Source organism: Streptosporangium subroseum (assembly GCF_900188345.1).
Taxonomy (GTDB): Bacteria; Actinomycetota; Actinomycetes; order Streptosporangiales; family Streptosporangiaceae; genus Streptosporangium; species Streptosporangium subroseum.
Map to the genome: position 1 here is coordinate 1 of NZ_FZOD01000068.1, position 12,721 is coordinate 12,721.

Annotated in this window: 14 protein-coding genes; 7 read left to right on the plus strand and 7 right to left on the minus strand. The window is 68.7% G+C overall.

Going from position 1 to position 12,721, the window contains the following annotated elements; genetic code table 11:
* Positions 1 to 431: 431 nt before the first annotated feature.
* From pgi to CHC08_RS39495, 4 genes are all read right to left on the minus strand, one after another.
* The gene (gene pgi / locus CHC08_RS39480; protein WP_089212508.1) at positions 432 to 2,066 is read right to left on the minus strand and encodes a glucose-6-phosphate isomerase; all 1,635 of its coding nucleotides are present in this window, start codon (positions 2,064 to 2,066) and stop codon (positions 432 to 434) included.
* Between the two features lie 286 nt (positions 2,067 to 2,352).
* On the minus strand, positions 2,353 to 3,135 hold the full coding sequence (locus CHC08_RS39485; protein WP_089212509.1) for an alpha/beta fold hydrolase: 783 nt from the start codon (positions 3,133 to 3,135) through the stop codon (positions 2,353 to 2,355).
* A 10-nt stretch (positions 3,136 to 3,145) separates the two neighbouring features.
* Positions 3,146 to 3,610 carry an SRPBCC family protein gene (locus CHC08_RS39490; protein ID WP_089212510.1) on the minus strand — a complete coding sequence of 155 codons (465 nt, stop codon included), beginning with the start codon at positions 3,608 to 3,610 and terminating at the stop codon, positions 3,146 to 3,148.
* Entirely contained in the window at positions 3,610 to 3,966 is a 357-nt protein-coding gene (locus CHC08_RS39495) for an ArsR/SmtB family transcription factor (protein ID WP_089212511.1), read from the minus strand. Before CHC08_RS39495 ends, CHC08_RS39490 begins: the two co-directional genes overlap by 1 nt.
* Before the next feature lie 108 nt (positions 3,967 to 4,074).
* Between CHC08_RS39495 and CHC08_RS52620 the strand changes: the two genes are divergently transcribed.
* Complete coding sequence (locus CHC08_RS52620) at positions 4,075 to 4,203, plus strand: hypothetical protein (protein ID WP_275937239.1); 129 nt, start codon at positions 4,075 to 4,077, stop codon at positions 4,201 to 4,203.
* Between the two features lie 141 nt (positions 4,204 to 4,344).
* Here the strand turns inward: CHC08_RS52620 and CHC08_RS39500 are convergent, their stop codons facing one another.
* Genes CHC08_RS39500 through CHC08_RS39510 form a run of 3 tightly spaced genes read right to left on the minus strand, consistent with a single transcriptional unit; the run spans position 4,345 to position 5,602 of the window.
* On the minus strand, positions 4,345 to 4,869 hold the full coding sequence (locus CHC08_RS39500; RefSeq protein WP_089212512.1) for an SRPBCC domain-containing protein: 525 nt from the start codon (positions 4,867 to 4,869) through the stop codon (positions 4,345 to 4,347).
* A 26-nt stretch (positions 4,870 to 4,895) separates the two neighbouring features.
* Positions 4,896 to 5,249, minus strand: a complete 354-nt coding sequence (locus tag CHC08_RS39505) for an ArsR/SmtB family transcription factor (protein WP_089212547.1) — start codon at positions 5,247 to 5,249, stop codon at positions 4,896 to 4,898.
* Positions 5,246 to 5,602, minus strand: a complete 357-nt coding sequence (locus CHC08_RS39510; protein WP_089212513.1) for a VOC family protein — start codon at positions 5,600 to 5,602, stop codon at positions 5,246 to 5,248. The genes CHC08_RS39505 and CHC08_RS39510 overlap by 4 nt, the downstream gene beginning before the upstream one ends.
* 245 nt (positions 5,603 to 5,847) lie before the next feature.
* On the opposite strand from CHC08_RS39510, the gene CHC08_RS39515 reads away from it, so the two are divergent.
* From CHC08_RS39515 to CHC08_RS39540, 6 genes are all read left to right on the plus strand, one after another.
* Positions 5,848 to 6,384: an NUDIX hydrolase family protein gene (locus CHC08_RS39515; protein ID WP_089212514.1), complete on the plus strand. Its 537-nt coding sequence runs from the start codon at positions 5,848 to 5,850 to the stop codon at positions 6,382 to 6,384.
* A 568-nt stretch (positions 6,385 to 6,952) separates the two neighbouring features.
* Complete coding sequence (locus CHC08_RS39525; RefSeq protein WP_089212516.1) at positions 6,953 to 7,150, plus strand: hypothetical protein; 198 nt, start codon at positions 6,953 to 6,955, stop codon at positions 7,148 to 7,150.
* Between the two features lie 462 nt (positions 7,151 to 7,612).
* Entirely contained in the window at positions 7,613 to 7,879 is a 267-nt protein-coding gene (locus CHC08_RS39530) for a hypothetical protein (protein ID WP_143653542.1), read from the plus strand.
* Between the two features lie 1,023 nt (positions 7,880 to 8,902).
* A complete protein-coding gene (gene fxsA, locus CHC08_RS53085) occupies positions 8,903 to 9,076 on the plus strand; it encodes an FxSxx-COOH cyclophane-containing RiPP peptide (RefSeq protein WP_143653543.1) in 174 nt (57 codons plus the stop codon).
* Positions 9,077 to 9,095: 19 nt separating this feature from the next.
* On the plus strand, positions 9,096 to 11,384 hold the full coding sequence (locus CHC08_RS39535) for an FxsB family cyclophane-forming radical SAM/SPASM peptide maturase (protein ID WP_089212518.1): 2,289 nt from the start codon (positions 9,096 to 9,098) through the stop codon (positions 11,382 to 11,384).
* Positions 11,385 to 11,506: 122 nt separating this feature from the next.
* Positions 11,507 to 12,721: a TIR-like protein FxsC gene (locus CHC08_RS39540; RefSeq protein ID WP_089212519.1), complete on the plus strand. Its 1,215-nt coding sequence runs from the start codon at positions 11,507 to 11,509 to the stop codon at positions 12,719 to 12,721.

Consider the following 12,721-nt stretch of genomic DNA (forward strand, 5'->3'; position numbering starts at 1 on the left):
GGCTGGCACACCCGCCGGTTCTCCACCGGCGGTCACGGCGAGTGGAAGTTCAACATCAGCGCCCGCGGCGGCTTCGACGGCTTCCGCACCCACATCGGCGAGGGCAACTCCCGCGACTTCGACTGGGGCAACTACTACGGCCACTCCTTCTGAACCGTCCCGGCAACCAGCCTTCCGCCCCGATAAGGGGAAGCGGACAGTAGGAAACCAAGAGCGGGTACTCCCTCGGGAGCACCCGCTCTTCCTCTATGGAGGCCGGTCCGGCTGCGGCGCCACCCGGGACGCGATCAGCGGGGAAGACCCGGCGAAGGTCCCCCATGACGGCCTTCCCCTCGGGTCCGTGCGCACGCGCTCGGCCTGATCGAGCGCTCAGAGGCCGCCGCAGCGCGGCTGTCGACGGGTGGAGTGTGCCGACCCCATGGTCTGCCCGATCACCCCTTGTTCTTCAGGCCCCGGTAGCGACGGATGAGGGCGTTGGTGGAGGAGTCGTGGGTGAGCTCCGGCTCGGCGTCGCTCTCCAGTTGCGGGGCGATCTGGCCGGCGAGCGCCTTGCCGAGTTCCACTCCCCACTGGTCGAAGGAGTCGACCCCCCAGATCGTCCCCTGGACGAACACGCTGTGCTCGTAGAGCGCCACGAGGGCGCCGAGCACGTGCGGGGTGAGCCGCTCGGCGAGCAGCACGTTGGTGGGACGGTTACCCTCCATGACCCGGTGCGGCACGACTTCCGGCGCGGTGCCCTCGGCCTGGATCTCCTCCCGCGTCTTGCCGAAGGCGAGAGCCTGCGCCTGCGCGAAGACGTTGGCCATCAGCAGGTCGTGGTGGTCGCGCAGCGGGTTGAGGCTCACGCCGAATCCGATCAGATCGACCGGGATCAGCCGCGTGCCCTGGTGGATGAGCTGGTAGAAGCTGTGCTGGCCGTTCGTGCCGGGCTCACCCCAGTAGACCGGTGCGGTGTCGTAGTCGACGGGGTCGCCGTCGCGGGTCACGTGCTTGCCGTTCGACTCCATGGTGAGCTGCTGGAGATAGGCCGGGAACCGCTTCAGATACTGCTCGTACGGCATGACGCCGACGGTCTGCGCTCCGAAGAAGTTCACGTACCAGACGGTGAGCAGCCCCATCAGCACGGGCAGGTTCTCCGCGAGCGGGGCCGTGCGGAAGTGCTCGTCCATCTCGTGGAAGCCGGCCAGCATCTCGTGGAAGTGCTCCGGGCCGATCGCGACCATGGTGGACAGGCCGATGGCCGAGTCCATCGAGTAGCGCCCGCCCACCCAGTCCCAGAAGCCGAACATGTTGGCGGTGTCGATGCCGAACTCCGCGACACGTTCGGCGTTGGTGGACACCGCGGCGAAGTGCTGCGCGACCGCCTCGTCCGTACCCAGCTGGCCGATGACCCAGTCGCGCGCCGAGTGGGCGTTGGTGAGGGTCTCCTGCGTCCCGAAGGTCTTGGAGGAGACGATGAACAGCGTCTCGTCGGCGAACAGGTCCCGGGTCGCCTCCACGAAGTCGGTGGAGTCGACGTTCGACACGAACCGGAACGTCAGGTCGCGCTTGCTGTAGTGACGGAGCGCCTCGTAGGCCATGACCGGCCCGAGATCGGAACCCCCGATGCCGATGTTGACGATGTTCTTGATCGGCTTGCCGGTGTGGCCCTTCCACTGGCCGGAGCGTACGCGCCTGGCGAAGTCGGCCATCCGGTCGAGAACCTCGTGGACCTCCGCGACGACGTCGGTCCCGTTGACGACGAGCGAGGCGCCCTTCGGCATCCGCAGCGCGACATGCAGCACCGACCTGTGCTCGGAGGTGTTGATCGGCTCGCCCCGGAACATCATGTCCCTGCGCTGCTCCACCTCGGAATCCCGGGCAAGCTCGACCAGCAGGCGCAGCGTCTCGTCCGTGACGCGGTTCTTCGAGTAGTCGAGATACAACCCGGCCGCCTCAGCGGTCATGCGCTCGCCACGCTCCGGATCCTCGGCGAACAGTTCGCGCAGGTGGCGACCGCCGATCTCGGCATGGTGCTGCTCAAGCGCCTTCCACGAGGCGCGCTCACGGAGCGGGATGGTCGGCATCGGTAATTCCTCCGTTAGCTATCGGAAAGGCCTCAAAACGGGCCAGGCCCTGCGAGTGCACTGTGTCTTCTCTCCATGAGAGCGTATTCATGCGCCTCGCCCCGTGGACGCCACGCACCCCGAGTTCGGTGGAGTCGGGTCACACCGCGGTCTCCATCAGGCTCGGGACGGTTCACTTCGCGCGGTGCCGGGATCGCGGGTCATCGCGTCCGAGATGAATCACCGGCACTCGCGGTCACCGCCGCGCACCTCACCCATCCGTGCCGGGCACCGTGCCCGCTCGTGGTCAGGCGCCGAAGAACTCGGCCAACGCGGGTGCGAGGGCGTGCGGGGCCACATCGTGTGTCTGGCCGTCGAGCGTCCGGTGCTCCGCGGTGGGAAGCGCGTCCGCAGTGGCCCTCGCCGCCCGCTGAAGGCTCTGCGGGCTGGCGCCACCGGCGAGGACCAGGGCCGGAACGGAGATCGTCGCCGTCAGATCACGCGGCACGCCGCCGCCGGCGAGCACCTCGTCGTCGTAGGCGAGCGTCGGGGCGATCGCCTCCAGCATGGCCCAGCCCGGCTGTGCCCGGATGCCGGCGACCGCCTGGGCGGGTACGCCGACGTACGTCATGAAAAGTGCCACGGCGTCGCCCCTGTGCCCGGCGTCGAGCAGCTCGTGGAGCCGTCGGGTGTACTCCTTGATCCGGGTGTCGTCCTCGACCTCGGCCATGAACGGTGGCTCGTAGAGCGCCAGCTTGGTGATCCCGGGGCCGGCCGCCGCGGTCGCCAGGGCGAGGGCCGCACCGGAGGAGATGGCGTAGACGTGGGCCTCGCCACCGGCCTGCGCGATGAGGGCACGAAGGTCCTCGACCTCGCGGGCGACCGCGTACGGCGTGGTGTCCGAGCTCTCGCCCCGGCCGCGACGGTCGTAGGCGTAGACGGTGAAGGCGCTCTGCAGCAGCGCGGCGAGCGGCCGCATCGGCCCCGCGCCGCGGTAGCACATGGCACCGTCGACGAGGACGAGCGCCGGCCCGCTGCCGGTGCGCTCGTAGGCGATCGTGGTGCCGTCCGCTGACGTGACTGCCGACATTCCGTGCTCCCTAATCGTGCCGGTGTTCTTGCCGGGCGTTCAGACCGGCCAGGTAGACGTCGAGGCGGTCGAGGCCGGTGGCGAAGCCTGCCCTCGCCTCGGCGCTGAGGTATGCGGCCGGCACGTTGGTCTGATGGGTGACCACCTCGGTGCGCCCGTCGCGCAGATCGACGAAGGTGATCGTGGTCCGCATGCCGCCTTCGACGCCGGGCTCGATCCACACCAGCAGCTCGGGACGGCGTATCTCGACGTAGACGGCCCGCATCGTGTATGTGCTGCCGTCGGCATCGTTGACCATGGTGGTCTCGAAGACGCCACCGGGCCGCAGATCGATGGTGATGTTGCCGACCGGCGTGGTCGTCCCGGCCGGACCCCAGAAATGGGCGAGGTGTTCGGGCGTGGTCATGCAGTCGAACAGCAACTCGGGCGACGCCCGGTGCACACGCCGGTAGGTGAGCTCGCCGGTCTCGGTCATCACGTCGTCCCCTCATCCCGGCGCTGCCCGGCTTGCAGGGCGGCCAGGTGCTCGTCGAGGCGGTCATGGCGGTCGGCCCAGACCTGCCGGTGCCGAACGATCCAGCCGGCTGCCTGGTCGAGGTGCTCCGCGTCCAGGACGCAGGGCCGTGACTGCGCGGTCCGGGTCCGCGTGATCAGGCGGGCACGCTCAAGCACCTTCAGGTGTTTGGAGACCGCCTGCTGCGTCATCGCGAACGGCTCGGCGAGCTGGTTCACCGTCGCGTCACCACGAGCCAGTCGCTCCAGGATCGCGCGCCTGGTGGGGTCGGCCAGCGCCGAGAACACCAGGCTCAACTCGTCTTCAACGACTGCCATGCCCCGACCCTACTTACAACCACAAGCTTGCACAACCTATTGGTTGTATAAGACGCGCCGACCAGGGCCTCAACAGCGCACGGCGTCGACTCCTTCATCAACCGGCACTTGATGGAAGGCGAGACCAAGGGCAACGGCACGACCAAGAACCGGGCCTACTGGGCAAGGCGCGGTTTCGACGCCGAGTCCCCCGGCGTCTGCAACACCTTCAGGGCCCCGGCCTCCAAGGTGGCCTGACCCTTCTCCATGAAGGGCTCAACTGGTCGGCAGCGGGGTGGCGGGCGGCCGTACCAAGGGACGGGCCCGTCCTGTCGGGGCAGGTTTCGGTCACGGTGGCGGGAAAGCCTGGCCGAGGGGCGGGCCCGTAGAGGAAACGGCCTATCGCCACCCCCCGGGCTGGGAACGCGGCGCCTCGGCCGCGGCGGTGAAGCGGGCGAGAACGGTGGTCCAGCCCGTGCCGTAGCCGCCGCCGGTGTAGCCGCCGGGCAGGGCGCAGTCCTCGGACAGCTGGGCCTCGCTGAGCGACTCCCAGCCTCGGTGTTCCACGGCGACCCTGGTCAGCGCCGGGCCGAGGGCGGTGAAGGCCAGCTCCACCTCCGTCGGTACGGGCGTGGAGGTCCAGGTCATGGTGAGGCGGTGGGGCGGCTGCCAGACGAGCAGCGTGCCCCACTCGACCACGGTGCCGTCCTGCCAGGTCTCGTAGACGCGGCCGCCGGCCCGCTGCTCGACGGTGACGTCGCGCACCCGGTCCTGCCCGGCGGAGAACGGCTGCACCGGCCACCACACGCCGATCGAGCGGACGAAAACCTCGAAGGTGTGGTCGACGTCGCTGCGCACGAGGGTGGTCTGGCGGACCGGTGGCCGCCGCAGCGGAGTGACCGGTGGTCGGCTATGGGTGGTCATGGGCCGGCCTCCTCGGCGGGCGCCGGTCAGCCGGCACGGCCGACCTCCTCGGTGGTGTCGCGGAGGCCGCGATCGGCCTCGACCAGCCGGCGGGCGGTGTCCAGGGCATCGGCCCACATCTCGTCGAGCGACGCCCGCAGCTCGGCCAGGCCTTCCGGCCGGGCCCGGTACAGCCGCCGGGTGCCGTCGCGGCGTTCGGTGAGCAGTCCCGCGTTCTTCAACACGGTCACGTGCTGGCTGATCGCCGTACGGCTGACCTCGAACGCCGCGGCGATCTCCCCTGCTGCCAGCTCGTCATGGGCGACGAGCCGCAGGATGGCACGACGGCGCGGCTCGGCGAGTGCGTGCAGCGCCTCGTCGGTCGCGTCCCGTTCGATCATGCCCACAGACCGACCTGGTTTCCGTCCGGGTCGGTGAAGATCGCGAATCGGCCGAAGTCACCGGGCAGGTCCATCGGGGGCACCAGGCGCTTGCCGCCGAGCGCCTCGGCCCGGTCCAGGTAGGCGTCCAGGTCGTCGACCTTCACGTAGATCTTCACCCCGGTGTCGCCGGGCTGCATCGACGGCCCGATGCCGCCGCCGATGGCGTGCTCGCCGGCCTCGGTCTCCACCAGGCCGTAGCCGCCCATTGCCGGGTCCGGGGCGATCTGCCAGTCGAACAGCTCGCCGTAGAACGTCTGCGCCCGCCGGTGATCCGGGCTGACCACCTCGAAGAATGCGATCGGCTGTCCCATGGTCGTTCCTCCACTCAAGTCCGTCAGTAGTTGCTAACGTTAGCGATGACTTACGATTGCGTCAACGATGTCCGGCCGGGGCGGAAGGATCTCTGACGGATCAGGTGCGCGGAGCCGGAGGCGTACCGGCTCGCACTCGGCCCGGCCGCCGAGGCTGAGATCACGGAACGGCTCGGCCATGAGACGCGACACGGAGAAGGCCCAGCTCCAACCGCACCGGCGCAACGGGGAAGTACGATCAGCAGATGTTCGAAAAGACCGAAACCGTACCTGGATGGCTTGCTCCGGAAGAACTGGAGTCGGTGCGGGAACGGATGCCGATCCTCTATGTCGACGCCGTACCCGTGCGGGTCGACGACACCGGCCTGGTGACCCGCGTTGGCCTGCTGCTGCGCATCGCCTCAGACGGGGCGGTCAGCCGGGCGCTGGTCTCCGGGCGGGTGCTCCACCACGAGCGTGTCCGCGACGCGCTGCTGCGCCATCTGGAGAAAGACCTCGGGCCCGTGGCGCTGCCCCACATCCCGGCCTCTCCGCAGCCGTTCACCGTCGCCGAGTATTTCCCGACACCGGGCGTCACGCCGTACCACGATCCACGCCAGCACGCCGTGTCCCTCGCCTACGTCGTCCCGGTCTCCGGCGACTGCCGCCCTCGCCAGGACGCTCTCGACCTCGTCTGGTTCACGCCGGAGGAGGCGGCCTCCCCGCTGGTGCAGCAGGAGATGCCCGGCGGACAGGGTGTTCTGTTGATGCAGGCCCTCGCGCACGTCGGGGTCCTCTCCTGAACGGATAGGGTCCGCGCCCCGGTCCACGTGACAGGGGGGCGCGCCCCCGGGCTTGAGCGCGCCCGGGTGCGTTCGACGGTGCCTCTGCCGCCGCCCGACGCGCCCCTCGGCTTGAGCGCGCCCGCCGTTCGTCCACCCCTCCGGTGAGGTGACGGCCGCCCGCACAGCGACGGCCTGTCCCGGCGATGGCGACGGGCTCACGCCCCGCGTTCGCCCCTCGGCGATCCGCCCGCGCGATCGAGGCCGAGGCGACTCTGATCGACGACGCCGTGGCCGCGGTCCCCGGCGTGCCTACCGTCGAGGAAGCCGTGGGGATCGTCATCGCCCCGGAAGCGCTCGTTGGCCGCCTCTCCCCCGGCATGCTCCCCCGGTTTCACACCGGGCTTCCCGCCCTCCAACGCCGGGCTTCCCGCCGGTCGACGCCACGCCATCGCCCGCCGACGCCACGCCATCGCCGGTGGATGCCGGACCAGAAGCGAACGGATAGGGATCGGATGTCAGCCGCGAATACCTTGTGGTTATTCGAAAAACGCGCAGGTCAGCGCCAAGAAGACATGAGGTAAAGGCCATGAACAGCACCCTCCGCTCCCTCGTCATCCGCCTCGCTTTCGCCGCCCTGATTCCCGTCGGCGCCATCGGCGCCGGCAGCGTCTTCGCCACCTCCGCGACCGCGGACACCGTCGTACCGGTCACCAGCCCGACCCCGACCCCCACCCCGACCCCCACCACCGGTGGCGGCGGCACCGACAACACCCCCTGGGGCTGAAATCCCGCCTGCGGGCGCGGCCGGGACGATGACACCTCCGGCCATTCGAGCAGGAGTGCTCAGGGACCGGGTCCGACGATCCTCCCGGGCACGCATGAGGTCACCGAGAAGAACCCCTTCACCGCACACCCCCGATCTCCGGCATGAGGGGTTTCCCGCTCCGTCCCGCGCCGGATGTCAACCGCACCCCGTACACGGCGGTGCCTCCGGAGCCATCGCGAGCAACCTCGTACGCTCCAGGAGTTCCCGGCTCATCGCGACAGTTCCCCGGCCATCCGCCGATCGGCGCCATCGACTGCTTTCGACTGCCGCACCAGCGCCGACGTGACACCGGGGGAGCCGCGAAAGACCGGGTGAGGCCGGCCGGAAGCGGCGGCGAGCAACCTGGCCGTTCCGCCGGGGAAATGCCGCATCCAGCGTGACGCGCAACCCCGTCGTGGCCCTGTCCACCCCGTACTCTCCGTGGACGAACGCTGGCGCTTGTTCGCCGCGGTGTACGGGGACGCCTACCGGAACCTGCGCGACCTCACCTATGCTCCCGGCCAGGTCACTCCGAGAACCGCGGCGCAGTTGACCGCCGCCATGAAAGGCATTGAGCGTGTCTGGGTGGTCACCGGCGGCAGAAAGCACCAGAACAGCGCCTTCGTGGAGGACGACGAGCGCTATCTGGCCCTCATGGGCGACCGCGATTTCACCCTGAAGTCCACCGATGACTTCGGATATTCATGAATCGGTCTCTACGTCCGCACGCCGACCGGCGACGGGAAGAAATCATCGAACTAGCGGGATGGGGCCGGTGAGCTGCTTCGACTCCGAATCGCTCACCAAAATATACGGCGACCGCGCAACCCGGGAATATATGGCTAGCATTATCAGCATGTCTGAGCCTGTCACACTTCCCCATGGCCAAAACTTGAGTTGTGACACGTGTAAAAATCAGCTCTTCGAGTCTCATCGATGGAAGCTGCAGACCACGGGAATGTCATTCCTCAATCTTGACTGGGCCAACCGCGACGCGACCTGCTTTGTATGCACCACGTGCCGCCGCATTCACTGGTTCCATTTGTGAACCAGTTGTAACCCAGAACACGATCCACCGCACCGATCCCGGTGAGAGACGTCGAACGCCTGCGGCGCTCGCCGGCGAACCGTGCGATCCAGACGGCCGCCCCGGCCTGCGGCACTGTGCACCGCCATTGGACTCCGGGCATCGCCCGGGTGTCCGATATTCCGATGATCGTCCACACCCGTCGCGACCCGGCTGCTCCTCCGGTCAACCACCTCACATAATGACTTAAATCGAACAATAAATAACATTTCCGACAGAAGGAACATTTAACCCACTTCAAACCGCGCCCCGCCCCCACCCCATCCGCCACATGAGCCCCGGGGGCACATCGCCGTATGGCCCCCGCTCGACTCCGGCGGCCCCGCGCGTCCGTTGGTTACGGACCGCTTTCGACGGGATGATCCGGGAGGCGGCGCTCTGGATCACACCCCATAGTTGGGATAGGGTTTTTACATTGGAATATTATGGTTTATGGTTTCCAAACGGTGGCGGAGTACGGTCACGGGTCTGGTTACCCGTCGTACCCGATGCCGAATGCCCGGCGTTTGACCTGGTCAAGCCGGTGGAATAACTTCCTCGGAAGGCTACGCGCACCTGTGCCGTCCAAGGTAGCGTGGCGATATTAGAATTCTCGCCCATCTGCAGCATTCTTCGAATGCTCGTTCGAGTATTGGCACGGGGTTATGAACCTTACGGAAGAGAAGCCAGCAAGCGTCTCAACTGGCATCAAAGACCTTCGAGACGTGCCGCTGTCTCTCGTCCGCGAAGACGACCTCGGCGATATTCTCCGCAGGATTGTTCCCACGTCCTCCGCCGTTCCGCCCGTCGCCGTGGCAGCCTTCAACTCGTCGATCTGATCCCCCGAGGAGGGCCGCCATGATCAGGCCCTTCGTGCCATTCCGGCAATTCGTACTAAAAGTACACAGTCGGTGCGATCTCGCATGCGACCACTGTTACGTATACGAACACGCGGATCAGAGCTGGCGTGGCCGTCCCGGAGTGATGTCGGACGAGATCATCGCCTGGTCGGCGCTGCGCATCGCGGAGCATGTCAAGGAGCACGCGCTCGACCGCGTGCACGTTGTCCTCCATGGCGGCGAGCCGTTGCTCGCGGGCCGCGACCGGCTCGGCCGGATCGCAGGCGATCTACGCACCCAGGTCGGCCCGCTCTGCGAGCTCGATCTGCGGATCCACACCAACGGCGTGCTGCTCGACGACGGCTTCCTGGACGTCTTCGCCGAACACGACGTGAAGGTGGGCATCTCCCTCGACGGCGACCGCGCGGCCAACGACAGGCACCGGCGCTACCGCGACGGGCGCAGCAGTTACGACCAGGTCATCCGCGCGATCGAGTTGCTGCGCGGGCGGCCCGAGCTGTACGCCGGGCTGCTGTGCACGATCGACGTCGCCAACGACCCGATCGCCGTCTACCGCGGTCTGGCCGATCTCGACCCGCCCCGCATCGACTTCCTCCTGCCCCACGCGACCTGGGACGACCCTCCCGCCCGGCCGACGCCCACGGCATACGCCGACTGGCTCATCGCGATCTTCGAGACCTGGTTCGCCGAGGGCGGCCGGACCCCGGTCCGGATGTTCGAGTCCATCATCAGGACCAGCCGCGGCGAGTCCAGCCTGACCGAGTCCCTGGGGCTCCAGCCGTCCGACCTGGTGGTGATCGAGACCGACGGCGCGTACGAACAGGCCGACTCGCTGAAGACCACCTACGACGGCGCGCCCGCCACCGGGCTGCACGTGCTGCGGGACGACCTCGACGCGGTGGCCCGGCACACCGGCATCCTCGCCCGGCAGCAGGGCCTGGACGGACTGTGCGACACCTGCCGCGCCTGCCCGGTGGTCGACAGCTGCGGCGGCGGCCTCTACGCCCACCGCTTCCGGACCGGTTCCGGGTTCGTCAATCCGAGCGTTTACAGCGACGACCTGCTCGCGCTCATCACCCACGTCCGCCGTAGGACCGAGATGCCCGTTCACACCGTGCCGTACGAGACCATCGACGCGCTCGCCGGCGGCTTCGGCGGCGGCGACGACGTCACCCGGCTCGCCGAGGCGCAGCGCAGCCTGCGCCGCGCGCTGCTCGCCGCCGTCCACGCCCGGGGCGAGACCGGCGCCGCGTGGGAGCTGCTCACCCGGCTGGACGCCGAGCATCGCGAGGCCGTCGAAGCCGTGCTCGCCCACCCGTACGTCCGGGTCTGGGCGGTGGAGTGCCTGCGCGAGCCAGGACACACCGGGCATCTGGCCAACATCGCCGCCGCCGCCGCGATCCGGGCGGGCATCGAGGCCTCGATCGACGTGCAGATCCTTGACGGCTCGATCCACCTGCCCACGCTGGGCGTGCTCGAGGCCGGCGCGGGCCGTACGGCGCGCCTCGACATCGCGGGGGGCCGGTTCACGCTGCCCGGCCGCGAGCCCGGCGTGTGGCATCCCCTCCGCAGGCTCACCGCGGGAGACTTCTCGGTCGCCCTGGAAGACACCGACCCGTTCCGCGACTGCCACGCGCACGCCGCGACCGCGCGCCTGTCGGAGGAGGACGCCGCGGCGTGGCAGGTCGCGTTCGAGCAAGCCTGGGCGATGGTCGAGGCCGATCACCCGGACTACGCGCCTGGCCTGCGCGAGGGGCTCACCACGCTGATGCCCCTGGTGCCGGGCAAGGCGGGGGACCGAAGCTCCACTGCGCGGCAGGCGTTCGGCGCGATCGCCGCCGCCCTGCCCGCCGACCCCGCGACGCTCGCGCTCCTCATGATCCACGAGTTCCAGCACGTCAAGCTGGGCGCCGTGCTCGACGCGGTGAGCCTGTTCGACGAGTCGGACGGCCGGCTGTTCTACGCGCCCTGGCGAGATGACCCGAGGCCGCTCGAAGGCCTGCTCCAGGGGACATACGCGCACATCGCGGTCACCCACTACTGGCAGGTGCGGCGGCGGGTCGCGCCGGCCCGGGGCGACGTTCAGTTCGCCCGCTGGCGGGAGCAGACGGCCGAGGCGATCGAGAGCCTCGCGGAGTCCGGGTCGATGACACCGCTCGGCGAGCTCTTCGTGGCCGGGATGCGCGGGTCGGTCGCGCCCTGGCTGGCCGAGCCCGTGTCCGAGGAGGCCGCGGCCGCGGCCGCGCTGCTGGCCCGCGAGCACCATGCGAAGTGGATCGCGGGCTGAAACCGCCCGATAATTCTTCGCGTTGCGATCCGTAATTGTGCCTGCGCCTATATTTTTTCCCGGTGGCACTTTCCTGCCATAGGCCACGTTCCTATAGTGAGATCCCGGGGGGAAGGAGGCGGATGTCTGCCGAGAAGGAATCAGCCGGACCGTATTTCTTTCTCAGTTACGCGCACGTTCCGCCGTACGACCTTACCGACGGGGGCGGCGATCCCAACCAGTGGGTCGAGAAGCTCTTCCGGGTGTTGTGCGGGCACATCATGCACCTCACCAAAGTCCCGGCAGGATCGGCCGGATACATGGACCGCGCGTTGCGCACCGGGGACGACTGGGCGCTCACGCTCTCCAAACAGCTTTCGACGTGCCGCGTGTTCGTCCCGCTCTATTCTCCGCGTTACTTCGAGAGCGAGCACTGCGGAAAGGAATGGGCCGCTTTCCTGGACCGTACCCACGGCCACGGGGAGCCGCTGCCCGCCGCGATCGTGCCCGCCATCTGGACGCCGATGCGGAGCGTCGCGCTGCCGGAGGCGGCGGAGGACATCCAGTTCAACCACGCCGACCTGGGCGCCCGGTACGCCGAAGAGGGCTTCTACGGGATCATGAAGCTGAACAAGTACCGGAACCAGTACCAGGACGCGACCCTGCGGCTCGCACAGCGGATCATCGAAGTCGCCGAGCAGGTCACGATGCCCGTGGGCCGGGTGGACGACTACCGGGAGATGCCCAGCGCGTTCACCGACAACACCCCCGAGCGGCCGATGACCCTCACCGTGGTCGCGCCCGACATGCAGCACCTCCCCGACGGCCGGGACGCCTACCACTACGGCAGGACCCCGCATGAGTGGGACCCGTACCGGAGCCGGAACGGCATGCGGCCGCTGGCCGACTTCGCCACCGAACTGGCACGTTCCCGGGGCTTCCTGCCCGAGGTGGGATCGCTGGAGGACCACGCGGAGGCGCTCGCCGCCGAGGAGCCGCGCTCGCCCGGCGTGATGCTGGTGGACCCGTGGGCCACCACGCGTGAGGAGTGCCGAGCGACGCTGCGCCCCATCGACCGGCCCGGCCGCCAGTGGATCGCGGTGATGGTCCCGTGGAATCGCGAGGACACCGAGACCATCGCGCGGGAATCGCAGTTGCGCGTTCACCTGACCGCCGCCCTCGGCAACAAGCTCACCGAGCCCGCCGCGGTCTCCGACATCCCCACCCTTGACGCCTTCAAGAGCCACCTGCCGGACACGCTGAACCGCGCTGCCCAGCAGTACTTCAAGCACGCCCCCGCCTACCCGCCGGAGGGCGGCAAAGTCGACAGACCCAGGCTCATCGGGCCGGAGGAGTAA

What these genes read in the sequence shown, in the direction of transcription:
- CHC08_RS39495 (WP_089212511.1), bottom strand. Translation starts at nt 3,966, where the DNA reads ATGGCAGTCGTTGAAGACGAGTTGAGCCTGGTGTTCTCGGCGCTGGCC.
- CHC08_RS39485 (WP_089212509.1), bottom strand. Translation starts at nt 3,135, where the DNA reads ATGTCGGCAGTCACGTCAGCGGACGGCACCACGATCGCCTACGAGCGC.
- CHC08_RS39505 (WP_089212547.1), bottom strand. Translation starts at nt 5,249, where the DNA reads ATGATCGAACGGGACGCGACCGACGAGGCGCTGCACGCACTCGCCGAG.
- CHC08_RS39540 (WP_089212519.1), top strand. Translation starts at nt 11,507, where the DNA reads ATGTCTGCCGAGAAGGAATCAGCCGGACCGTATTTCTTTCTCAGTTAC.
- CHC08_RS39535 (WP_089212518.1), top strand. Translation starts at nt 9,096, where the DNA reads ATGATCAGGCCCTTCGTGCCATTCCGGCAATTCGTACTAAAAGTACAC.
- CHC08_RS39490 (WP_089212510.1), bottom strand. Translation starts at nt 3,610, where the DNA reads ATGACCGAGACCGGCGAGCTCACCTACCGGCGTGTGCACCGGGCGTCG.
- CHC08_RS39510 (WP_089212513.1), bottom strand. Translation starts at nt 5,602, where the DNA reads ATGGGACAGCCGATCGCATTCTTCGAGGTGGTCAGCCCGGATCACCGG.
- pgi (WP_089212508.1), bottom strand. Translation starts at nt 2,066, where the DNA reads ATGCCGACCATCCCGCTCCGTGAGCGCGCCTCGTGGAAGGCGCTTGAG.
- CHC08_RS39500 (WP_089212512.1), bottom strand. Translation starts at nt 4,869, where the DNA reads ATGACCACCCATAGCCGACCACCGGTCACTCCGCTGCGGCGGCCACCG.
- CHC08_RS39525 (WP_089212516.1), top strand. Translation starts at nt 6,953, where the DNA reads ATGAACAGCACCCTCCGCTCCCTCGTCATCCGCCTCGCTTTCGCCGCC.
- fxsA (WP_143653543.1), top strand. Translation starts at nt 8,903, where the DNA reads ATGAACCTTACGGAAGAGAAGCCAGCAAGCGTCTCAACTGGCATCAAA.
- CHC08_RS39515 (WP_089212514.1), top strand. Translation starts at nt 5,848, where the DNA reads ATGTTCGAAAAGACCGAAACCGTACCTGGATGGCTTGCTCCGGAAGAA.